At 49.2% G+C, this 24,132-nt stretch carries 9 protein-coding genes; 3 read left to right on the plus strand and 6 right to left on the minus strand.

Translation table 11 applies throughout. The features are described from left to right. Nucleotides 1-54: 54 nt before the first annotated feature. The 4 genes from DXN05_RS17420 to DXN05_RS17435 form a co-directional block, all read right to left on the minus strand. Nucleotides 55-2,748 carry an ROK family protein gene (locus tag DXN05_RS17420; protein ID WP_158559295.1) on the minus strand — a complete coding sequence of 898 codons (2,694 nt, stop codon included), beginning with the start codon at nucleotides 2,746-2,748 and terminating at the stop codon, nucleotides 55-57. An 83-nt stretch (nucleotides 2,749-2,831) separates the two neighbouring features. Then, entirely contained in the window at nucleotides 2,832-3,599 is a 768-nt protein-coding gene (locus DXN05_RS17425; RefSeq protein WP_116848561.1) for a GntR family transcriptional regulator, read from the minus strand. Between the two features lie 177 nt (nucleotides 3,600-3,776). Continuing rightward, nucleotides 3,777-4,067, minus strand: coding sequence for a hypothetical protein (locus DXN05_RS17430; protein ID WP_116848562.1), 291 nt, complete (start codon nucleotides 4,065-4,067; stop codon nucleotides 3,777-3,779). 238 nt (nucleotides 4,068-4,305) lie between these two features. Further along, nucleotides 4,306-5,355 (minus strand): proline iminopeptidase-family hydrolase, encoded by a 1,050-nt coding sequence (locus DXN05_RS17435; protein ID WP_116848747.1) that lies wholly within the window; start codon nucleotides 5,353-5,355, stop codon nucleotides 4,306-4,308. A gap of 468 nt (nucleotides 5,356-5,823) precedes the next feature. Between DXN05_RS17435 and DXN05_RS17440 the strand changes: the two genes are divergently transcribed. Continuing rightward, nucleotides 5,824-7,590 (plus strand): glycoside hydrolase family 2 protein, encoded by a 1,767-nt coding sequence (locus DXN05_RS17440; RefSeq protein ID WP_116848563.1) that lies wholly within the window; start codon nucleotides 5,824-5,826, stop codon nucleotides 7,588-7,590. A gap of 105 nt (nucleotides 7,591-7,695) precedes the next feature. Here DXN05_RS17440 and DXN05_RS17445 read toward each other — a convergent pair whose 3' ends face one another. Both DXN05_RS17445 and DXN05_RS17450 read right to left on the minus strand, forming a co-directional pair. Continuing rightward, on the minus strand, nucleotides 7,696-8,529 hold the full coding sequence (locus tag DXN05_RS17445) for a glutamine amidotransferase-related protein (RefSeq protein WP_158559296.1): 834 nt from the start codon (nucleotides 8,527-8,529) through the stop codon (nucleotides 7,696-7,698). A 95-nt stretch (nucleotides 8,530-8,624) separates the two neighbouring features. After that, complete coding sequence (locus DXN05_RS17450; protein ID WP_116848748.1) at nucleotides 8,625-9,401, minus strand: HAD-IIA family hydrolase; 777 nt, start codon at nucleotides 9,399-9,401, stop codon at nucleotides 8,625-8,627. Nucleotides 9,402-10,105: 704 nt separating this feature from the next. On the opposite strand from DXN05_RS17450, the gene DXN05_RS17455 reads away from it, so the two are divergent. Further along, entirely contained in the window at nucleotides 10,106-19,990 is a 9,885-nt protein-coding gene (locus tag DXN05_RS17455) for a PKD domain-containing protein (RefSeq protein ID WP_116848565.1), read from the plus strand. Beyond that, nucleotides 19,990-24,117: a PKD domain-containing protein gene (locus DXN05_RS17460; RefSeq protein WP_116848566.1), complete on the plus strand. Its 4,128-nt coding sequence runs from the start codon at nucleotides 19,990-19,992 to the stop codon at nucleotides 24,115-24,117. Before DXN05_RS17455 ends, DXN05_RS17460 begins: the two co-directional genes overlap by 1 nt. Nucleotides 24,118-24,132: the final 15 nt, after the last annotated feature.

Below are 24,132 nucleotides of genomic sequence, written 5' to 3' on the forward strand. Positions count from 1 at the left end.
TGATGCCGTTTTACGCGGCAAGGTTTCAAAGGATAATGACTGTATAACCGTTGCTTATTTTACAAAAGCCTGTACAATTTTAGCAGGCGCTTCATTATTGTTACTGAGTACATAATATTCAGCAGCAGCAGGCACTACATAGGTTTCTGCATACCGCATGGTTACTGTTTTGCCCTGCTTTGTTTTCAGCTGAACATGATCGCCTTCCACTACCATCAGCAGGTGGCATTTGCCGGTGGTGTATACCTGGTGATAACCGGTTTGTGCCGGCAGGCTTATGCGGCGGATCGCATAAAAATGTTCCGGGTGCGTGGGCAGCCATTCTGTTGCACTGGTATCGGTGCTGCTTAGTGCCAGTGGTTGGGACACCAGTTCTTGCTGCACGCGCTGCCCCTTTCGGCTGAAATCGAGGTTTTCAAATGCATGCTGTATGTTGATGGGTCTTGGCCGGCCATTTAAATCCAGCCGCATCCAGTCGTACATTTTAAACGTGTAGATATAAGGCGTGGCGCTGATTTCGAGTACCAGGTTACCGGTGCCTGCACCATGTACGGTTTGGTTGGGTATCAGGAACAGGTCGTGTTTTGCGGCAGGCAGTTTTTGTACATACTGCGTTATGTCAATTGTTTCACCGGCTTGCTGGCTGTGCTCGAGTGCAGCCCTGAACGTTGCGGGATCTGCATTTTCCGTAAAGCCCAGGTAAACAGAAGCATTCTCCTGGCAGTCGAGTATGTAATAGGTTTCATCCTGCGTAATGTTTTCTCCAAACTGTGTTTGAATGTAGCTGAGCGAAGGATGGCATTGAATGGAGAGGTTATCACCGTCTACCGTATCGAGAAAGTCAAAGCGTATCGGGAACTCGGTGCCAAACCGCGCTGCATCTTCACCCAGTACATCGCTGCTGTGTGTTTCCATCAGCCAGTCGAATGATACTTCCAGCAGGTAACCGTTGCTTTCAAATACAAGCCCGTTCTCGGGCGCTATCAGTTCAAACGACCAGGCGTAGTTGATTTCATCCTGCGCCAGTTGTGGTATGTGCTGCTTCATCCATTGCCCGCCCCATACGCCGGACTCAAACCAGGGCCTGTTGCGGATAACGTTGTGGGCAATGCTGTTGAGCCCCTGTTCAAGCGCAGACCTGAAGGCCCAGTTAATCTGTTGCTGCCATTGTCCGTCGGCGATAACAGCAATGGAAGCATACAGTTGTTGGCGGTGTGCGGCCAGTACAATCCAGTCAACAAAAAAGGCGCGCTTGTACATTTCGGCAAAGTCAATTGCTTCCGTGCTGCCGGTATTGAAAGCGCTGCCTGCGCGCATGCGGTACTGCAGTTCGTTTTTGGGAAGATCGATATATACAACGGGCGTGTTCCATTGGGCCAGTCCTGCGCCTGTGCCGGCAAAGATGATGACATCAGCTGCTTCCTGCGGCTGCCATTGTGCGATGGAAGGGTCAAAGAAATCAGCCAGTGAAAGGCTGGTGCGTTTGCCCCATACAGCACCGGGAGTGCCTATGAACGGGGCAATCATATCGTTAATTGCTGATGCCGGTTGCTGAAAAGCAGCTGCATCGTACCAGTATACGCTTACGCCTGCTTTGCGCAAGGCAAAGCAGAGCGCAGTGCGTATTTCATCCCAGTATAAACCTTCGTAACCATCAATGCGAACGTTGCGTTGTGTAATAATCCATTGTGCCAGCGAATCGTAGCCGGATTGTATGTGATCATTACCCAGTGTTTCAAAAGGAAACAGGCGGTAGCCATTTGCAGGCGTATGTTCAGGCTTAAGCTGCGCCGGTAACTGCGGTTGTTTTGATTGCCGTTTGGGTGTGCTGTTCGCAGCCGCGCGTGTAAATGCAAGGTGTGCAGCACCGGCAATGGCGCCTTGCTCCGTGTCGGGTGCAAAGTGCAGTGTGCAGTTAACGCCCGCGGTTTCCAGCGCCTGTTGCATGGCAGGGACAAAGAGGGCAGCGGCGCGTGTGATATTACCGCCGATGACCAGTGTGTGTGCACCAAACTCCTGCAGTCTTGGCGCGATAAAGCTGCCCAGGTTATGACCGAACAGGTGAAAAATATCCTGTGCCAGCAGGGCGGTTTCATTGTCTGTGTTTTCCTGTGCAGCGAGTGCAGCTATCTGCTCTACACCAGCCGGTGCATTCTTGCCTGCAGTATTGAATGCCGCAGTAATCCAGCGGGAGGAAATATAGTCTTCCGCAATACCATCCAGGAAAGGGAAATTGTACAGGTAACCATTGGCGGGAACGCCTTCACCGGTGGTAACCGGTTCTCCATTGATGGCAAAGCAGGCGCCTAAACCGGTTCCCAGCGTAATAGCAATGGCCTTCCCGGCTGCAATACCTGCATTGCCGGTAATTTCCCCGATGCCAAAACAGGCCGCGTCATTGGCAAAGAATAGGGGAATAGCAGGAGTGCTGAGCCTTGCGCGCAGCGCCTCCTGCACATTTATGGCGAATAACCGTTCGTACTTACCCATGCCTTTCATGGCTGCGGTGCCTGTTACATAATCAAAAGGGCCGGGCATCGCGATGCCGATGGCTTCCACGGTTGCATTGCCCGCCTGTTGCAATACCCGGTTAATCACTGCAGCCCAGTTATCCAGGATGTTCGCTGCAGAAGCACCGGAATCTATTGACTGGCGCACAAAGCTGCCTTCGAGGCATTGCCCGTTTGCAACCAGTGCTGCCGATATATGTGAACCGCCGATATCTACGCCAAGGCTTAGTTTATTCATATGCTTGCTGATGGTATGTTCCCCCTTACGGGTTAGTTTGTTAGAATGTTTGAACATATTAAGTCCGGGCAAAAAAAAGCGCGCTACTTGTTTGCGCCTTTTTTGATGTCTATCGAATACGTGAACTTGTCTGAACGGTAATAGCCGATATTGTATTCAACCGGCCTGTTGCCTGCATCGTATACAAAACGTTCCCTGCACAGTATCGGGAAATGGGTGTCAACCTTCAGCTTGCGCCCCAGTTTGCCGGCTGCCTGTGCACTGATGTTTTCCTTTGAGCGGTGTACCACAACGCCATAGGTTTCTTCGAGCATATCATACAAAGGCTTGTTGAAATCGTCACCTTCCTGTACACCGATGCGCGGGTGGAAGTAACTTTCAAAATATACAATGGGTTCTTTGGATGAATCGCCTTTCAGTTTGGATAGTTTCAGCAGCGGCTTATCAGGGTCGCAGTTGAAAAAAGCGCTTACGGTTTCAGGCGGATTCACCCATTCTACTTTAATCACCAGGTTAATCACTTTGATGCCTTTTTCCTGCATTTCGCGGGTAAAGCTGTACCAGTGATCCAGGCCGGTGGTAGACAAGGATTTCTTCTCTGCCACGCGCGTGCCCACCCCTTTTTTACGAACAATCAGTCCCTTATGCTCCAGCTTGTTGGTTGCCTGCCGGATGGTATTGCGCGAAACGCCCAGCCGGTTGGCCAGCTCTACCTCTTTGGGCAAAAACAGTCCTTTCCTGAACTTGTCCTGTGCAATCAGTTTCAGCAAAAACTCTTCCACCTGCACATGCAGGGGAATCTTGCTGCTATGGTCAATTCCTATTTCCACTTTGTTGGTATGTTCAGACATAGTTGTTGCCCTAAAAGTAAGAGAAAAATTTAAAAACAAGTAGTTTTTACGGAAAAAGGCAAGGTTTGAGGTTTCAAGTTTGATGTTTCAGGTTTAATGTTATGGTGCCATACCCGAAGATGCAATGTTTGCGTTTTACAGTAAACCTTGAACTTCAAACCCGAAACAAGCTTAGCATCAATGGCCGGCAAAAGGCGTTCCGAAGATGCCGACTGCAAGCTCAACCCAGATAAGAAAGGCAACTGCCAGCACGGCGAGGCAAATGAATAAACGTTGGGGCATCTTTTTTACTTTTCTTAATACCAACTCACACAGCAGCCCTGTACCTGACAGTAAAATGCCTGCGACAACAAAATCAGGCCATTTCCAACTGACTTCACTGGTAAACTGCATGGCAACCAGGGGTACACACAATAAAATCGCTACGGTTAACAATATTGCAACCAATCTTTTGTTTTGTGTAAGCATAAATAATTTTTTAAGGTGATGTTTTTAAAAGTGCTTTGTATTGCAAAGTGAATTAAAATTTCTGACACCTGCAAATACTTTTTTTAAAGCATGGCCTTCATTCAGCGGCAAAATATCCGGATGGAGAACAATAAACATTGCAAAAGCAGCACACCAGATAGTCGGGACAAACTATCCGATGTACTGCTCAGTTTTCATGGCGGACTAATGCCAAAGTAAATGAAGCGGGGAAGGGTTGTTAAAGGGCGACTTTCTTTTGCCCGTTTGCTATGCCATGGATGTATTTTAAAAGGCCGTCCATGTATGTTTTCTGATCATCATAAAAACACAAATGGCTGCCGCCGGGGCAGTACAAAAAGCTGCCGTTTTTCACCTGCGTGGCCATCCACTGCATATGCCCGGGGTTCATATAATCGTAGCGTGCACCAATGGTGAGCGTGGGAACAGTCAATTGCGGCAGCTGGTCGTCTACATGCCAGGTTGCCAGCTGACCGGATATCACAAACTGGTCTGGGCCCACCATATAATCGCCATATTCACGGTTAATGCCGCGGAATGCGCGCACAAAGGGTTCTGGCCATTCAGGCACCGGTATCCTGCAAACAACCTGTGCAAAATAATGCTGGAACATCAGTGCTTCGTAAGCAGGGTTAGTAAATTCCCCGCGGGTTTCGTACTGCCTGATGGAATCCAGTGCTGACGCAGGAATTTGTTTCTCCAGCACATCCGATGCATAACTGTTATACACCTTCATGTTGCTCACCATATTTGAGATGATCAATGCTTTCAGGTGCGACTGGTATTTCAATGCATATTGCATGGCAAGAATGCCGCCCCATGAATGGCCCCAGAGAATAAGGTTCTCTTTGTCGAGATGTAACGCCTTACGCACCTGTTCCAGTTCATCAACAGAGCGGGACAGGCTGTACAACGCAGTGTCGTTGGGCTTGTCTGAATAACCGCAACCCAGCTGGTCGTAGTAAATAAACTCTATCCCTTCTTTGGGGAAAAAGCTTTCAAAGCATTCCAGGTATTCATGGCTTACACCAGGGCCGCCTGCCAGCAGCAGCACTTTTATTTTGGGGTTGTTGCCTACGCGTTTGGTCCATACGTTGAAATTGCCTTTGGGTGTAGTGATACTGACCATTTGCACGCCGCCTGTTTTAATGGTGGCAGCAGGTAGTTGCTGCGCTGTACCTGTATGCCAGGCAATTATGCCTGCCATCAATAGTAGTAAGGACAAGTAAACCGGGTTCCCGCTTTTGCAGGAAAGAAATGTTTGTTTCATGGTATTGATAATTAATGAAATGGCAGGCAAGCGTAAGAGCCGTGTAACCGGATGCAAATTTGCTCCTTTATTACGCGGGGAAATGATATAATTCGCATAATTAATGGTAGATTTTGTTTTAGTGCTATGTTAAATTTCATACCCGCACACGTTGATTTTTACCAGTTTTACCTTGAATTTTGCCATCCGGAAATGCCTTTATCCGCGACCTTTGCTCATGGACGTTTTTTAGCAAAACGCATATATACCCCCAGACTTTTGGCAGGACTGTAAGTTGCTCAGGCTTGCAGTCCGCATTGGTGCTGTTTGCTTCCGGACGCAGGTATTGTTGCCATGTGATTAAAAGCTGCACCGGCAAACCTGGTGAAGAGGTTACGCGCAGAATAAAATACCCGGTCATTTTCAAACGAATAAAGAAGTTTTATATCTTCAGAGCAGGGCATAGGTATGCCTTACTAAAACAACTACATGAGATTACTGCTAACCACCTTTTTACTGGCAGCCTGTTTCGGGTTGCAGGCGCAAACAGCTATCACCAATGTACAGGGCCGCAAAACCACCAGTCTTAACGGCAACTGGCAATACCTGATTGATCCGGAAGATTTCGGTAACCGCAACAATGGTGTAGGCACTGAACGCGTGCCCGGCGATAAACATGAATTTGTTGAATTTTCTTTTGATGCATCAGCCACCCTGCATGTGCCGGGCGATTTCAATTCGCAACTGCCTGAACTTACCTACTATGAAAGCACGGTGTGGTACAGGAAACAATTTGACTACACGCCCAATGGGCAACGGCTGTTCCTGGTGTTTGGTGCGGTTAATTACCGGGCAGACGTGTATCTCAATGGTAAAAAAATCGGCAGTCATGAAGGAGGCTTTACGCCATTTCAGTTTGAGATAACAGCACTGGCGCAGGCGCACAACAGCATTGTTGTGCGGGTAAACAACCAGCGTTCAAAAGAAGGCATACCTGCCGCAGGGTTCGACTGGTATAACTATGGCGGCATTACCCGTGATGTAAACCTGGTAGAAACACCTGCTTCGTTTATTGAAGATTATTTTGTTCAGTTTAAAAAAGGAGCAGCAAATAAAGTGGCCGGCTGGGTTAAATTAAATGGCACAGCCGCAGCCGGGCAACAGGTTACAGTAAGTGTTCCTGAAGCCGGCATCAGCTATGCTGCATCAACCAATGATTCCGGCATTGCCTTATTGGAATTTCCTGCAACACTGAAGCCCTGGTCGCCCGACAACCCGAAGCGGTATACCGTACGCCTTACAACAGGGACTGATGCGATACAGGAACAGATCGGCTTTCGCACCATTGAAACGGATGGCGCTGTTGTATTGCTGAACAGGAGGAAGGTTTTTTTGAAAGGTGTAAACATACATGAAGAGATAGGCGCAGGGAAACGCAGGGCTTATACGCAAAGCGATGCGCTTTATTTACTGCAGCATGCCAAAGCAATGGGCTGCAATTTTGTACGGCTTACACATTACCCGCACAGCGAATACATGGTACGCATGGCCGATTCGCTGGGTGTGCTGTTATGGGAAGAAATACCCGCATGGCAGTCTATCGCATTTGATAGTCCGGGTATGCAGCTTAAACTAAGCAACATGCTGCGTGAAATGATTGCGAGGGATAAAAACCGGAGCAGCATTATTATCTGGAGTTTGAGCAACGAAACCACACCCGGCCCGGCGCGTGATGGCGCGCTTGTGCAGCTGGCCCTACTGGCCCGCAGTCTTGACAGCACACGTCTTATAGCTTCTGCATTTAATCATGTGCGTTTTTCGCATACAACAGTACATATTTCAGATACTGTAAGCAAATACCTTGATGTGATTGGCGTAAACGAATACCTGGGCTGGTACAAGCCATGGGAGGCACCCGGTGCAGCGTATAAATGGACATCTGATTTTAACAAGCCGCTAATCATGAGCGAGTTTGGTGCAGAAGCGCTGGCCGGCCACCACGGCAGTGCAGATACAGCCAATAACTGGACAGAAGAGTACCAGGAAGAAGTATATAAGCAACAGCTGGCCATGTTTAAAAATATCCCCTTCCTGGCCGGCACCTGCCCCTGGGTATTGTTCGATTTTCGTTCGCCGCGCCGCATGCAAAGTCAATACCAGCGCGGCTGGAACAGGAAGGGCCTGTTATCTGAAAAAGGAGAAAAAAAGAAAGCCTGGTATATTGTAAAGCGCTATTACGATACCATGGGAAAATAGGGAGAGTTTAAAAGAATAACAACTTTGATAAGTTCAACTGGGCTTTGTATAAGACATATGAACTGCCGGTAGTTGGCAATGACAATATTGGCAGCGTTCACCGACTTAACTGCCTGCTGCAACCAGCTGTTCAAGCATACCCCGCATAATGGTATTGGATGCGCTGAAGTTGGCTTTGCCTGTTATGGTATCTGCGGATTGAATAAAGCTGCCCGGCTGTAATTCATCCAAACCGGCAGTGATCATGCGCTGCATGCCATCGGGTTTTACTTCTGCATGAAATTGAAGGGCCAGTTGATTGTTGCCTAACAGGAACGCCTGGTTATCGTTGGCTGCAGTAGCGGCCAGGTTTACTGCACCGGCGGGTATGTTAAAGCGGTCGCCATGCCAGTGAAACAATACCGGGTTGTGCTGTAACAAAGCCTGCAGCCAGGGAACAGCTGTTGTAGCTGCTACCGGCATTACAGGGAACCAGCCGATTTCTTTTTGCGGTGCGGGCTGTACTGCTGCGCCTGCGCAAACAGAGAGTAATTGCGCACCCAGGCAAATGCCGAGTACAGGTTTGTTGGTTGTCAGAAAAGCGGTGATGAAATCTTTTTCCTGCTGCAGCCAGGGATATATATCCGTGTCATATACACCCATTGGTCCGCCCATGATTACAAGGAAGTCCACATCGTTCTGTGTGGGCAGGGGAGCACCGGGTTGGTAAAAGCGGGTATAGGTGAGGTGGTGGCCTTTTTCTGCACACCAGTCTGCAATAAATTCAGGGCCTTCAAAGGATACATGCTGTAAAACGTGCACGTTCATAGTACAGGTATTTGAATGGCAAATGTACGTGATATCGGTCTTCCGGAAATGCCATACAATGCCCAGCTTTTTCATTTCGTTCAGCTTATCATGCAGCTGGTGATATAGTGCACATGATTGTATGAAGCGCATGATTCGATTATGCTTTAGCCAGTGTACAGCCGGTGTATGGCGAGGTATACCCGGCCCTGGGCTGAGGTACTCATGCGCTTCTCCATTTTTTTCATTTATTGCCACCATTTCAGGGGGAAATCCAGTTGATCTACTGAGCTTACTACCAGGTCGGGTTTAAAGGCGTAGTGGCCCAGGCGTTCTTTTTTGGCGATGCCGGATAGCACCAGCACTGTTTTATAGCCCATCTGCACGCCACCCTGTATGTCGGTTTCCATGGTATCGCCGATCACGGTGGTTTCTGCGGTTTCAAGCCCCAGGTATTTGCGGGCAGAGCGCATCATCACCGGACTGGGTTTGCCGGTAACAAAAGCTTTGCGCCCGGTTGCTTCCTCAATCATGGCAGTGGTGGCGGCAATACCTAAGTTATTCCATCCCGGTTTTTTGGGTGAGGGATCGCGGTTGGTGGTAATAAACTTGGCACCTGCCAGTATCATGTCTACTGCGCGCTGCACCATTTCAAGGGTAAAATTCCTGCCTTCTCCCAGCACTACAAATTCAGGATCGGAATCAACCAGCGTAATGCCGTTTTCGTGCAGGCTGGTGAGCAATCCACCCTCGCCCAGTACATAGGCAGTGCCGTTGGCACCCTGGTCGCCCAGGAACTTGCCGGTTGCCATAGCGCTGGTGTATACATGATCTTCTGTTACAGTAATGCCAAAGCGTGCGAGCTTGCGTACGGTTTCCAGTCTTGTGCGCTGACTGTTATTGGTCATAAACGTAAACGGGATGTTTTCTTTCAGCAGGCGGTCAATAAAGCGGTCGGCTCCTTCAATTAAAGTCTCGCCGCTGTAAATAACGCCATCCATGTCTATCAATAATCCATGTTTCATAAAAGCAAGATAAGTGGATCTAAAATTAGCATTTATAATGGCTGGAATGGTTTTATTGTTCGATGGCTTTATTGTTTGTGAGATAAAATCTGCTATTTCAACCATACAACCATTGAACCATTGAACAATGCTCCTCCGACCACTCACCAGATATTACATTAAAAAAAATAATAAAAATTTCTTCGAACCATCCCCCCCCTTTACCTGCTCACGGTGTATTTATCACTGAATGTCTTTATGGATAATCCAGAAAGCACTTTCTTATATACCTTTTACCTGCAAAAAACAACATACCGGGTTAGCCTGATGATACTGGCCCGTACAAATTTTACACGCCGGGCTTTTAAGCGAATGTGTTATGGACAGTAATACGCCCGGCAGCTTTATTTACCTATGCGTGCATGCGTTATGCAACACATCGTTTTGCGTTCACAGGTATTTAGCGGATGGTATCACCATTCGCAGTTTTTGATTGCCTGCATTCATCATTGTGGCATTCGTTTGTTACGGCAACAACCTGCTGTACCTGTAAGGGGCGGCTGACCTGTTGGTTGTGGCAAAGTGCATCATGTCTACTTTTTATTACCAGAACAACTAGTTCCTCTTAGCATAACTATATAAGCGGTTGTGCATTACCATGCCTTGTATGGTGATGTCGCTGCAGATATAACTGTACTGTTACTAATAGCTACCAAAACGCAAGTATGAGAAAAAACTACCTGGCTGTTGTATGTAAACAATATTGGTTGATGAACCTGCTATGTGTAATACTGCTGGCAGGTGCAGCTAATGCCCAAACCTGTCCCAGCCCGCTTATTCCCGGCAAGGCCGCTGTCAGCGCTACTAAAATATGCGCCGGAAATACATTGAACTTTTCGCTGAATGACTACAGTGCCGGTGACGGACTGTTGTTTTTTTTGGAGCAGTCCAATTCAATGGCTGGTCCGTTCAATGTAATTGCAGCACCGCAGCAGGATCCATCTGCCTTAAGTACCGTGGCTATTGAAGGCACGAATTATTACCGCATCGGTATGTTCTGCACCACGGGCAATAGCTGGGTGTATTCAGATACGCTTACCATCACCGGTATCGGCAACAGGAAACTGTTTGGTCATTATACCATTAACTCAGCCATCGGTACCTCTACTTCCAACTTCGGTTCTTTTTCAGAAGCCATTATGGCGCTGCATTGCGGCGGCGTAAGCGGCGCAGTGGTATTTGATGTTACCACCACCGGGGCAACGTACAACGAACAGCTGATTATCCCTGAAATAGACGGCGCTTCGGATGTAAACACCATTACCTTTAATTGCAATGGCAATACGCTTGCTTATGCACCGCATACGTACGACAGTGCAGCAGTGCTGAAATTAAACGGTGCAGATCACTTCATATTCGACAGCTTAAGAATAGATGCTACCGGCGGCTCATATGGTATGGGCATACAGCTGATCAATAATGCTGATTCCAATACTTTCCGCAGGTGTTATATTGACGCAGGCATCACCAACACCTCTTACACATTTGCAGGTGTTGCAATCAATGGTACAGATTCTGACCCGGGTTCGGGCGGAAGCGGATCGCTGAGCGATGGCAACGTATTCGACGGCAATACCATTGTAGGTGGTAATTATGGTATGACGATGAACGGCGGCTGGAACGATGGTGATGCCATTAAAGGCAACCGTTTTACCAATAACGATATCCGCGATTTTAACCAGTATGGTATATATATAAGTTATACGGATGGAGCCATAATTGCAGGCAACCGTATTTCAAGGCCAGTGCGTACGGTGTTTACCAGCGTATTCAATGGCATATATATTACCAGCGGCGCCATCAATACACAGGTAACCGGCAACCGCGTGTTCAGTCCGTTTGGGGCAAACCCATCTGCCAACCAGGGCGCATACGGCATTAATGTGGCTTATTGTGATGCAACGGCTGCAACACCCAATATCATATCCAATAACCTACTGTATAATTTCAATGGTGCAGGCCCTATATACGCCTTGTATACCAGCTCTGCGGATTACGCGCATTTTTATAACAATACGGTTTCCCTCGATAATGCTGCCAATACATCGGCCAGCCTTACCAGGGGTATTGATCTTTCTGCCACAGCGGTTGGACTGGAGTTTAAGAACAACATCGTTACCATTACACGTGGTGGTGGCGGCAGTAACTATTGCATGTACATTGAATCGAACGGCAATAGTTATGTGAGCGACCACAATGATTTTTATGTGGCAGCAGCGAGTACCAATAATATAGGCTACAGCGGCAGCGCACGTGCCACGCTGGCAGACTGGCGAACAGCCACCACACAGGATGCAGCTTCTGTAAGTGTTGACCCGCTGTACAGGAGCCTGGCTGAAAATAATTATATACCCAACAATACACTGGCAGATAACAAAGGTGTAGCTGTTGGCATTGCTACCGATATTACCGGCGCTGCACGCAGTACAGGCACGCCGGATGTGGGTGCCTTTGAATTTTCGCCGCTTCCCTGTGGCAATCCCCCTGTAGCAGGCGTGGTGGTTACTTCAGAAAACCCGATCTGTGCATCAGGCAGTGCGCAGCTGAGTATCCGCAGCGGAGACCTGGGTGTAGGGCTATTGTACCAGTGGCAGTCTTCACCGGATAGCGCCAGCTGGACAAATATTGCAGCTGCCACAGGCATCAACCTCACCATTACCCAAACAACCGATACCTGGTACCGCCTGTTAAGCACTTGCGGAACGGGCAGCAGTGCCTCACCGGGTATACTGATACATACCCTGCAGCCAACCAGCGGTGTGTATACTATTAACAAGGCCCTGCCTACGGGTGGTACCAACTTCCAGTCGTTCAACGACGCGTGGAACTCCATTAAATGTGGTATCAACGGTGCAGTGGTGTTTAACGTAGCGCCATCATCCGGTCCGTACAACGAACAGCTCATCATGAACCAGGTGAGTGGTGCGTCTGCAGTTAACACCATCACCTTCAACGGTAACGGCAACAGCATTACCTATACCTCTACCAACTCGAATGAAAGAGCGGTAATGAAGCTGAATGGTGCAGATCATATCATCATCGACAACCTGGTGATCAAGGCAACCGGTAAAACCTCCGGTGAATTTGGTTATGCAGTACAGTTACTGAACAACGCCGATTCAAACATTGTACGTCATTGTGCCATTTACAGCGATACAGCCACCGGTTCATTCAACTACGCAGGTATTGCCATCAGCGGTTCTGCCAGTGATGCAACAGCAGGTGCTGCAGATTGTGACTACAACCTGTTTGAAGACAATACCATCACCGGCGGTTTCTTCGGCATGACGCTGGTGGGGCAACCAACGCTGAGCAATATCGGCAACACCATACGCCGCAATAAATTCCTGAACTTCTATACCTATGGCATTTACAACGCCAACTCGTTTTTAACGGTAATTGACAGCAATACCATCAGCAGACCTACCAGGGCTGTTACGGGCGACTTCCAGGGCATTTACCTGAACGGCAATCAAACCAAACTGTCTGTAACGCGCAACCGCATTACCAATCCGTTCGGCGGCAACACCGGCTCGTCCAACACCTTCTATGGCATTGCTTCCAGCTATGCAGATGGTGCAGCCAACCTGGAGAACATCTTCAGCAATAACATTATCGACCATATCAATGGCGGCGGTACCATCTATGGCATTTACAACAGCAGCTCTGACCGCAACTTGTATTACCATAATACCGTTAACATTGATGGTACACCCGGTAACGGAACCTTCAACGCCTATGGCTTTTACCAGGAGAATGCGGCCATCGGCATCCGCGTATACAACAATATTATTGCCGTTACCCGCAGTGGTGATGGTAACAAGTATGCCATGTATTTTGCCGAGCCGACCAGTGTTATTGCCAGCGACAACAACAATCTTTACATAGGTGCTACAGACGGCAACAGCAACACCGGCTTCAGCGGTACAGACCGTAAAGGTCTTGCAGCATGGCAACTGGCAGGTTATGATGCCACTTCTACAGCCAGCGGTCCTAAATACAAAGACGCAGCAGCAGGCAACTACGAACCCACCAATGCCGATATCGACAACCGTGGTAAATCGTTGGGAAGTTCAGTACCTGTGGATTATACCGGTAAAACAAGAAACGTATCCACACCAGATGTGGGCGCTTATGAATTTACCACACCAGCCTGTACCACACCGGTAGTGGCAGGTACAGCAAAAGCCAGTGTAACAGAGTTGTGTGAGAACGGCGCTGTAGAATTTAACCTTACCGGCAACTCAACCGGCCAAACGCAAACCTACCAGTGGCAATCGGGTATCACTGCAACAGGCAGTTTTGCACCGGCGAGCAATGCATTGAGCAATCCATTATTTACCATACAGGCTACAGAAACAAGGTTTTACCGCGCGGCAGTTACCTGTGCCGGTACCACCACCTATACAGTGCCGGTATTGATTAATGTGCATGCAGCATTACCCGGCGGTACTTATATCATTGATACCAACGGTACCGGCAATTTCAGGAACTTTACCGAAGCCAAGGCTGCATTAAGCTGTGGCATTAAAGGGCCGGTTGTATTCTCGGTAAAACCCAACAGCGGCACCTATAACGAACAGCTGGTGCTCGATTCAACCATTGCGGGTGTATCTGCCACCAACACCATTACCTTCCTGGGCAATGGCAATACGCTGCATTTCTCTTCTGCCGATTACAGCAACAGGGCAGTAATTGCCTTAAATGGTGCACACCACATTATATTCGACAGTCTGAAGATTGATGCATCGGGCGACGGCAGTTATGGCTGGGGTGTGTTTTTAACCAACAATGCAGACAACAATACTTTCCGCAAGTGTACTATCCTTATCCCGCAAACTTCTGCAGGTATGGAGTATGCCGGTATTGTACTGAGTTCAGCAGGGGATGATCCTTACTGGGCCTATACCAATTCCGGTTGCGATAACAACCTGTTCCAGGGCAATACCATATCCGGCGGTTTCTGTGCGGTATGTATGCCTGGTCAGCAGAATGACAATCCTTCAACCGGCAACAGGATCATCGGTAATACCATTAAAGATTTTCACCAGTATGGTGTGTATATAAAAACATCCACCAATACAGTGGTAGAAGGCAATGACATCAACCGTGCGGGCAGAACCAACCTCACTACCTTTTATGGTGTGGAGGCAGACGGAAACAGCAACAACCTGCTGATCACCGGGAACCGCATACACGGTACTTCTACCAGTGAAACAGGCAGTGGCTATGAGTGCAGGGGCATCAACATTGAAAGCAACCATTCACCTGCAGATAAACCGGTTGTAGTATCCAACAACCTGCTGTATGATTTTGACGGTGCAGGTGATATCTACGGCTGCTACAATTTCCTTTCCGAGCATGTGAATTTTTACCACAATACCGTTGTGTTCGATAATGCTGCCTATACCGGCAGCAACGGTACCTATGCTTTTTACCAGTACATCAGCTCAAAAGAGAATGCGGTAAAAAATAACGTGGCAACCCTTCGCCGCGGCGGAAGCGGTGTTAAATACGGTATTTACTATGTCATCGGCACAACGTGTGCATCAGACAATAACGATATATGGCTGGATGCGCCTGCGTTTGGCAAGTACTGGGGTTACCTGAACGGTAATTATCCTACGCTGGCCGCATGGCAAACTGCCACCGGCACCGATATGCACTCTTACAGCGCAGATCCACTGTACACCAATGCTGCGGCTTATAATTTTACACCTACCATTGCAAGACTGGATAATACCGGTGCGCAGGTGGGCGTTGCTTCAGATATATTGAATGTGGCGCGCAATACTGCTACCCCGGATATTGGTGCGTATGAATTTTCTACATCGGTATGCGCCACTCCGCCCACACCGGGGGTGGCTGTGGCCAATCCTTCTGCTGGTATCTGCATGGGTACAACCGTAAAATTTACCTTATCGGGTAACAGCGTAGGCGGCTTCCAGAAATACCTGTGGCAACGCGGGGCAAGTGCAACCGGCCCGTGGACAAACATCAGTGATTCTTCCGATGTACCTGACCTTACGCATGAGCTGGCATCGCCCGATATGTATTTCCGCGGCGTAGTAGTATGCGGAACGGGTGTGGCTTACGCTACACCGGTGCAGGTAACATTAAACCAGTACCTGCTGAAAGGCGACTACACCATTGATCCCGCACAACCGGCCAGCGCCACCAATTTCGGCAGCTTCAACGAGGCTGTGGCTGCCATGCATTGCGGCATCGGCGGGTCAGTACGCTTCCTGGCCGCTGCAGGTACCTACTACGAAAGGGTGATAGTGCCTAAGATACCCGGTGCATCCGATTCGGCAACCGTTACCTTCCTCAGCAAAGACAATGATGCGGCTTCTGTTATCTTAACAACAGGCTGTACGGCAGACAGCAATTATGTACTGCGCCTGGACAGCACCAATTATATCTCTTTCAGAAATATCACTATCACGGCTACCGGTACCAACTACGGCAGGGCCGTGGAAATAACCGGTACATCCTCTAACGACAGCGTCGCCGGCTGTATCATCAATGTGCCTTCCAAATCGAACGTAACAACAGATGTAACCGGTATCTATGGCGAAGGACTGAGAGGATCGGACAATGCCATCACCGGCAATACCATCACCAATGGTGTGGACGGTATTTACCTGAACGGTGTGCGTGGTGCAGCCGGCAGGTTTGCGGTTGACAGCAACAAGGTAAGCGGCAGCTTCTACACCAATATCATGGTGGCCAATATTCACCATATATCGGTAAGCGGCAACACCATTAATAAAGACGGCCTGCAAAACCTCACCACGTATGGTATTTACATGGCAAGTTGCGATACGGTGTATACACTTACCAAAAACAATATCAACATCAGCAATACCGGCATCACTGCGTATGCAATGTATTTTACTGACAACAGGGGTACGCTGCCCAGGATAAGCAGTGTATCGGCCAACAAAATCATTGCCACCACAGGCAATGCCGGTAACCTGTTCGGCATCACCATATGGGGTGGTGTAAACGGTAATGTCATGAACAATGTGATTGATATGGCTACCACCGGTGATACCGCTTATGGTATGCACCTGGCAGATGTGGGCAGTGTTAATTGCTATAACAATACGGTTCAGAACCAGTCTGCCTCCACCACCAGCGTAGGCGCGTATTTTGCCAACGTAACGCAATACATGTCTAAGCCGGTTGAGCCGATGGAGATTTACAACAACGTGTTCACCAATACAGGCGGCGGTATAGCCATGTGTTTAGCCGTTCCTGAAGATGTACATTGCGATTATAACCTGCTCTACAGCACAGGCACCAACCTGCTGGAGTTTGACGGCCTGATCGGCGATGGTGTTACCACACCAAGTTATTTCTCCTCATTGAAGAAATGGGTTGATACGGTGTATACCGACAAACATTCACTGGTGTACAAACCTGCATTCGCAGCCAATACAGCCTTAATGCCTGATATCAACAGCCCGGATGTATGGGCCATGCAGGGCCGCGGTATACAGGTTGCGGCAGACAGCGTGGACTTCAATGGTAACAAGCGCGCCACTACTTTAACAGACGGCGTGCCTGACCTGGGTGCCTATGAATTTGTACCTGCCAAAGAACCGGTACTGCTTACCGCCATTCCTGCCACACCGGCACCTTACACCACGCAGACCTTTATGCTGGGTACAGATACGGTAACAAAAATTACCTGGGGTGCAACCGTGCCTGCTGATATCAAAGGCAAACGTTATTCAGGTGTTGAACCAACGGGCCTTGCCAACGGGCAACCGCATATGTTCTTCTACACGGCATTTACCACAACCGGTGCAACACCTGCGGGACATACGGTTGAACAGTATTACCTGGATCCCTGGCGCGGTTTTATACCGGATGAAACCATTATTAAAATGGGTAAAACCAATGCCGCTGCATGGGAAGTATCGGGCATCAGTCAGCTGGATACCTTCAGGAACGTGATAAAAGATACCAACCTGGTTGTACTGGATAAATTCACCGGTTTAACAGACGGGCACAGAACACTGCCGCCATTTGCCATCAACACCTCCGATTCCAGCAACAGGGGCACGCAGTTCTGGGTAGGCTATGGTCACCACCAGTTATTTGACGATAATAACCGCGATTACGTAGTGCCGTCTATGAAACTGCAGATGGTGTTATACCTCGGTGCAGGCGCGCAACCCGCGCATGTAACCGTGAAAGTGAATGGTACCGAGTGGATCAGGACATACGATGTGCCTGCCAATACTGTGATCACGACCGACTATATGCCGAAGTATGGTTTATGGAATGCACGCTTACAGGGTGAAGGCCTGTTTAACACAGGTATCAGCATTGAAAGCAATACACCGATAACAGCCAATGCGCACATCTATTCAGAGAAAAGCTCGGGCGCTACCATGCTGATGCCGGTAGGCACCTACGGATACGAATATTATGCGCTTACACCCAAACAGAGTTATTACCAGGATGCCTACTCATGGTTTTATGTTGTAGCCGCCTATGACAATACAACAGTAGAGATCACCCCATCCAACCCAACCCAGGGAGGTCATGCAGCAGGTGTGCCGTTTACAGTAACCCTGCAGAAAGGCCAGGTATACCAGGTATTGGGTGCCAACATCAATATCACAGACGGGTACGATTTAACAGGCAGTAAAATACGGTCTGTCACCAATGCCGCAGGTAAATGTTTCCCTGTTGCGGTATTCTCGGGCAGCAGCCGTACCAATATCGGTTGCAGCGGCGCACAGCCGGTTGCCAGCGGTGATAACCTCATCCAGCAAAACTTCCCTTACCGCGCATGGGGCAGGAAATACCTGGTAACGCCCACATCACAGTCAGGCAACGCCACACTGTTTAACGGCAATATCTTTAAAGTGTATGTGCGAGACCCGGCCACTGTGGTAAAAAGAAACGGAACAGCCCTGGCCATGTCTGCACTGGTGGATAACAGGTTCTACCTGGTTGAAACCAATGCTGCTGAATACATAGAAGCAGATCAGCCGGTAATGATAGCGCAGTTTATTCCTTCACAAAACAACAGCGAGTGTGGGTATACCGGTGACGGTGACCCGGAAATGATTTACCTGAGCCCGGTAGAACAGGGCATCAGAGAAGTAACGCTGGCCAGAACAACAAGAACGGCGATTACCACACAATACCTCACGCTGACCATACCGGACAATGGTTTGAACTCTTTAACCATCGACGGCAGCAACCAGTTTGACTATACCTATAAACACCCCAATGCACCCGGTTACACGGTAGTGGTAAAACGCTGGGATGCAGCCAATGCGCAAACAGCCGTGAAGAGTGATTCTGCCTTTACAGCCATCACCTACGGCCTGGGCGATCAGGAGAGCTATGGTTTTAATGCAGGCACCCTGGTACACGACCTGCACACCAGGGCATCGTACACCAACGTGCTGAACCCCGTAACCGGTGCAGACAACCAGTATACCTGCGCAGGCACGCCATTTAAAATCAAGTTCTTCTCCACTGTACAGCCCGATGTGCTGGAATGGCAGCTGGGCGGTGTGCCCAACCTGAAACCGGACAGCAGTATCAAAATCAACAAACCGGTAGCAGTAGATACCGTGTTCGTAAACGGTGCTACCTACTATGAGTATATGCCCGATTCGAACCTCGTGATCAATGCGCCGGGTAGTTATAACATATCCGTATTTATCACGCACCCGGATATTGATGCCTGCGATTCAAGACTGGAAACCGTAGTGCCTGTGGAAGTACACGCAGCGCCTGTGGTAGACTTCACCGCCACCGGGCTTTGCCTGGGTACGCCCACACAATTCACCGGCAGCGAAACCAGCGCAGACAACAGCGCAGTGATTAAATGGGCCTGGAACTTTGGTGAAACAGGCACCGCCGCAGCGAAAGACACCGTTCATCTCTACAGCAAGGCAGGCACCTACCAGGTATCGCTGGGTACGGTTGATGCAAACGGTTGCGTGGCAGACACGACCAAGCCGGTTGTTATTAACGGCACCGTTGCAGCACCGGTAGCAAAAGTGGATGTAGTTGGTGCAGCTTCGGTAACATTTAGCTGGGGTGCTGTTACAGGTGCAACAGGCTATGAAGTAACCACGGATAACGGCGCTACATGGACTGCTCCTTCATCCGGCGCAACGGGATTGACACATACGGTGAACGGCCTGCAAACAGGTACAACAGTAACGCTTAAGGTAAGAGCACTGGGTGGTTGTACAGAAGCAATATCAGCCGCAGTAGCTGCCACAACGGTGATGGATGAAGTGTATATCCCCAACTCGTTTACACCGCAGACAGGCCTTGCAGAAAACCAGCTGTTTAAAGTATACGGCAGCAGCATTAAGGTATTTCATATGATGGTGTTTAACCAGTGGGGTGAGAAGATATTTGAAACGAAGAGCCAGTCACAGGGATGGGATGGCACCTATAAGGGGCAGCCGCAACCATCGGGTGTGTACATATACGTAGCAGATTTACTGTTGAACAATAACCAGCATGTAACCAAAAAAGGTACCCTAAATCTCATCAGGTAATGCAGAAACGCCTTCAGATAGTATTGATATTGTTGTGTGCCTGTGCCAGTTTACACGCGCAAAACCTGAGTAACCGCGGAACTGAATTCTGGGTGGGGTACGGGCACAATGAGTATATGGAAAAAGGGGAGAACACGCAGGAGCTGGTGCTGTACCTGAGTGCAGAACAGGCGGCTGAGGTAACGGTGACAGTGAACAACACCACCTGGGTAAAGCACTATTCCGTTGCGGCCAACACGGTACTGGTAACAGACAACATGCCCAAGGGTACTGATGTTACCGGCATTGACAGCCGTTTGTATTCACTGCCCACACGCAGCGGCGGCACCAGCAGTGAAGGTGTGTTTCCAAACCAGGGTATTCATATAGAAAGCAATGTGCCTATTGTAGCCTATGCGCACAGTATTGCAGAAGGCTCATCTGGTGTGGCCATGCTGATGCCGGTAGAAACATGGGGATATACCTATTACTCCGTGAACTCTAACCAGCGCGGGCCCGAAGGTGCTTTTTCCTGGACGTATGTAGTAGCCAGTCATGATAACACGGTGGTTGAAATTACACCTGCATCACCCACGCGCAATGGCCTGCCTGCAGGCGTTCCGTTCAATGTTACCTTAAACAGGGGTGAAATATACCAGATGCTCGCCGATAATGCGCACGACCAGGAAGCAACAGGCACCCGGGTGCGCTCTATCGCCAACCCGGCAGGACAATGTTATCCTGTGGGCGTATTTTCCGGCAGCAGTGAAACTACCAATCCAATGACCTGTGGCCAGGGTTTTACGGATGCAGATATGCAGCAGCTGTTTCCATTGCAGGCATGGGGCAAACGATACCTTACTGCACCTGTAGTGCAGGCAAACGATCCCCGGCAACCGGTACGCAATGCCTATAAGATACTGGTGAACGACCCTGCCACCGTTGTAAAGGTGAATGGTGTGCCCCTGCCTGCAGCAACACTGAGTAATCATTATTACTATTATGAAAGCCGTACGGCTGATTTGATAGAAGCAGACCAGCCGATTATGATAGCGCAGTTTATGACGGGCCAGTTCGGTACCTGCGACGGGCCGAACAATACGATTAATGACCCGGACATGATGTACATTAGCCCGGTTGACCAGGGTATTAAGCGCATTGGTTTTTACCGGAACAACCGGCATGATATTGTGGTGAATTATCTTACCATGATTGTGCCCAACGGGGGCACCGGTTTATCCTCCATACGTATAGACGGGCAGCCGCTCGCTGGCCTTAGTCCGGCTGAATATTACAGCTACCCGCACCCGCAGCTGGCCAATTATACTGTTATTGAACGGCGGTGGACAGGCTTTGCGGCTTACCCGGCCGCAGCACCCGGTCAATGTATCGTAACCTGCGATTCTGCTTTCACTGCCACTACCTGCGGACTGGGTGATGCAGAAAGTTATTCCTATAACGCAGGCACACATATCAACAACCTGCATGTAAACAGCATGCTGCACAACACACTCGACCTGGTATCAAAAAGCAACCCGTTTACCTGTATCCGCACACCGGTTAAAATATCAGCTTTAATTGCGTACCAGCCCACGCAGATTGTATGGAAGCTAAGTGCATTATCAGATGTGTTAACACCGGCAACAGATATAACCGACAATGCGCCAGCATTTACAGAAACAGTGGTTGTGAACGGCTCTTTGTACTACCGGTATACCTTGCCGGCAGATTATGTATTCAGCACAGCGGATACCTATGAATTGCCATTAACACTGACAAGTCCCACGATTGACAAATGCGATCATACCGAAGATGCCAAACTGGTACTGGAAGTAAGACCAAAACCACTGGCAGATTTCTCCGTTACCCACCAGCCGGATTGCTCGCTGGATGCACTTCAGGTAGCCTCCATCACTACAACAACAGATGGTTATACACTGCGCAGCTGGGATTGGATATTCCCCGGCGGTGCTGCGGCATCAGGTATCAACGCAACGCAGGTAATACCGGCAGGAGTGGATCAGCTGATTAACCTGCATACCATTACCAACGAAGGCTGCGTGGCAGATACGGCAAAGAAAATTACCGTGTATGCGCCACCGGTTGCAGACTTTGCCATTACACCGCCTGCAACACCCTGTGAAAACAAAGCCTATACATTTACCGGGTCGGCAGCCTACCAGGGCAGCGGAACACTGCAATGGTACTGGGATTTCGGCAATGGTGATGTATTGCCTGCTGCAGGTAACCCCCAGCAAAAAGCATATGTTAAAGCAGGCACCTATAACGTGCAGCTGGTAGTAAAAGCCAGTGATATTTGTGTGAGCAATGCCGTAACCAAACCGGTAACTGTGTTTGCTGCGCCACAATTAAATATAGCTTATTCTGAAGGTTGTTTGCCGAAGGACGGTGTTGTCAACTTTGTAAACAATACCAGCATATCAGCAGGGGCCATTGCAAGCCACCAATGGGATTTTGGCGATGCCAATGCAACCGCTGCAAACCCCAATACATCAGCCTTGCAAAGCCCTTCGCATATGTATTCCCTGGCAGGCAGCTACAATGTTGCCTACAAAGCCGTAAGTGACAAGGGCTGTATAAGTGATACGGTGATAAAGGCCACATTTAACCCTGCGCCTGTTTTCAGCTTTTCTGCCCTGCCGGCTGTGTGTGATAATGCTGTGCTGGTGTCTGTAGCAAAAGCATCGGTTACCAACGGCGTGCCCGGCACAGGCTATTATAAAGGAGATGGGGTTGCTGCGGCTGGTTCGTTTATACCCGGCATTGCAGGTGCAGGCATGCATACGGTAACTTATGTGTACAGCACCTCGCTGGGCTGCACCGATTCTGTGAAGCAAACCATTGAAGTATATGCAGCGCCCGTAGCAGCATTCTTGTTCACCGACAATACCTGCAGCAACGCAGCTGTGAACTTTACACCCACTGCTACAACAGCTGCGGGTGATGTAATCAGCAACTGGAACTGGAAATTCGGGGATGGTACTGCAAAAGCATTTACTGCAGGCGATGCGTTTCAATACACCTATGCTACTGACGGCAGTTACCCGGTTAACTTAACGGTAACAGGCACTCATTGCACCAGCAGTGTTAAAACCCAAACGGTTACTGTACAACCCTTGCCTGTAGCAGATTTTATTGTACCTGATACCATTTGCATGCCCGGCGGGAAGGCTGTATTCAGGAACACCAGCACCATCAAATCCAGGGGTGATTTAAACTATGCATGGGATTTTGGTGACGGAACCGGCAGTTCTGTGGAAGCCAATCCCGCCTATGCCTATGCAGCAAAAGGCGTGTATACAGTACAGCTAACGGCCACGTCAGGGTACGGCTGCAGGAATGCAGTATCCAAAGTAGCGGACAAATTCTATGACCGACCAACAGCAGCCTTTACCGTAGCCCCCAAAGAATTGTGCCAGGGCAATAATACCGCCTTTACAGATAACAGCACGGGCAACAGCGCCATTACCAACTGGTACTGGAACTTTGGTGACGGCTCAACCAACACGCTGCAAACGCCTGATAAAATATTCCGTTCTGCGGGCAGCTTTGATGTATCGCTCGTAGTGAAAAGCGCGGATGGATGTGCTTCCGCACCTGCTTCACAAACAGTTACCGTGCACAAACAACCGGTGATAGATGCAGGCCCGTCCTTCACGGCAAAAGAAGGCGCACAGGTGCAATTCAATGCAGTAGCGGCTTCGTCTGCATATGCCCTGCAATGGCAGCCTGCGGCAGCTTTAAGCGATGCCACTGTATTGCATCCTTACCTCACGGTAACCGATGATGTGGTGTATACCCTTACAGCCACCGGTGAGTTTAACTGCACCACCAGCGATTCGCTCACAGTAACCGTGTTGCGCGAGGTAATACCGCCCAATGCATTTACGCCCAATGGCGATGGCGTGCACGATGTATGGGAAATAGCCAACCTGTCTAAGTACCCCAAAGCCGTAGTGGATGTGTTTAACCGATGGGGACAGCATGTATACCACAGCGACCGCTACGGTACACCGTGGAATGGCCGTATGAATGGCAATATACTGCCGTTTGGAACCTATTACTATGTTATTAACCTGGGAACAGGCGGCAAGCCCTTGTCAGGGTATGTAACCATTCTGAAATAATTGATGATTTATAAA

The sequence above is a fragment of the Deminuibacter soli genome (genome assembly GCF_003412455.1).
GTDB lineage: Bacteria > Bacteroidota > Bacteroidia > Chitinophagales > Chitinophagaceae > Deminuibacter > Deminuibacter soli.

Excerpts from the sequence above, each read along its gene's own strand:
- DXN05_RS17420 (WP_158559295.1), bottom strand. The coding sequence starts at position 2,748 with ATGAATAAACTAAGCCTTGGCGTAGATATCGGCGGTTCACATATATCG.
- DXN05_RS17425 (WP_116848561.1), bottom strand. The coding sequence starts at position 3,599 with ATGTCTGAACATACCAACAAAGTGGAAATAGGAATTGACCATAGCAGC.
- DXN05_RS17430 (WP_116848562.1), bottom strand. The coding sequence starts at position 4,067 with ATGCTTACACAAAACAAAAGATTGGTTGCAATATTGTTAACCGTAGCG.
- DXN05_RS17435 (WP_116848747.1), bottom strand. The coding sequence starts at position 5,355 with ATGAAACAAACATTTCTTTCCTGCAAAAGCGGGAACCCGGTTTACTTG.
- DXN05_RS17440 (WP_116848563.1), top strand. The coding sequence starts at position 5,824 with ATGAGATTACTGCTAACCACCTTTTTACTGGCAGCCTGTTTCGGGTTG.
- DXN05_RS17445 (WP_158559296.1), bottom strand. The coding sequence starts at position 8,529 with ATGCGCTTCATACAATCATGTGCACTATATCACCAGCTGCATGATAAG.
- DXN05_RS17450 (WP_116848748.1), bottom strand. The coding sequence starts at position 9,401 with ATGAAACATGGATTATTGATAGACATGGATGGCGTTATTTACAGCGGC.
- DXN05_RS17455 (WP_116848565.1), top strand. The coding sequence starts at position 10,106 with ATGAGAAAAAACTACCTGGCTGTTGTATGTAAACAATATTGGTTGATG.
- DXN05_RS17460 (WP_116848566.1), top strand. The coding sequence starts at position 19,990 with ATGCAGAAACGCCTTCAGATAGTATTGATATTGTTGTGTGCCTGTGCC.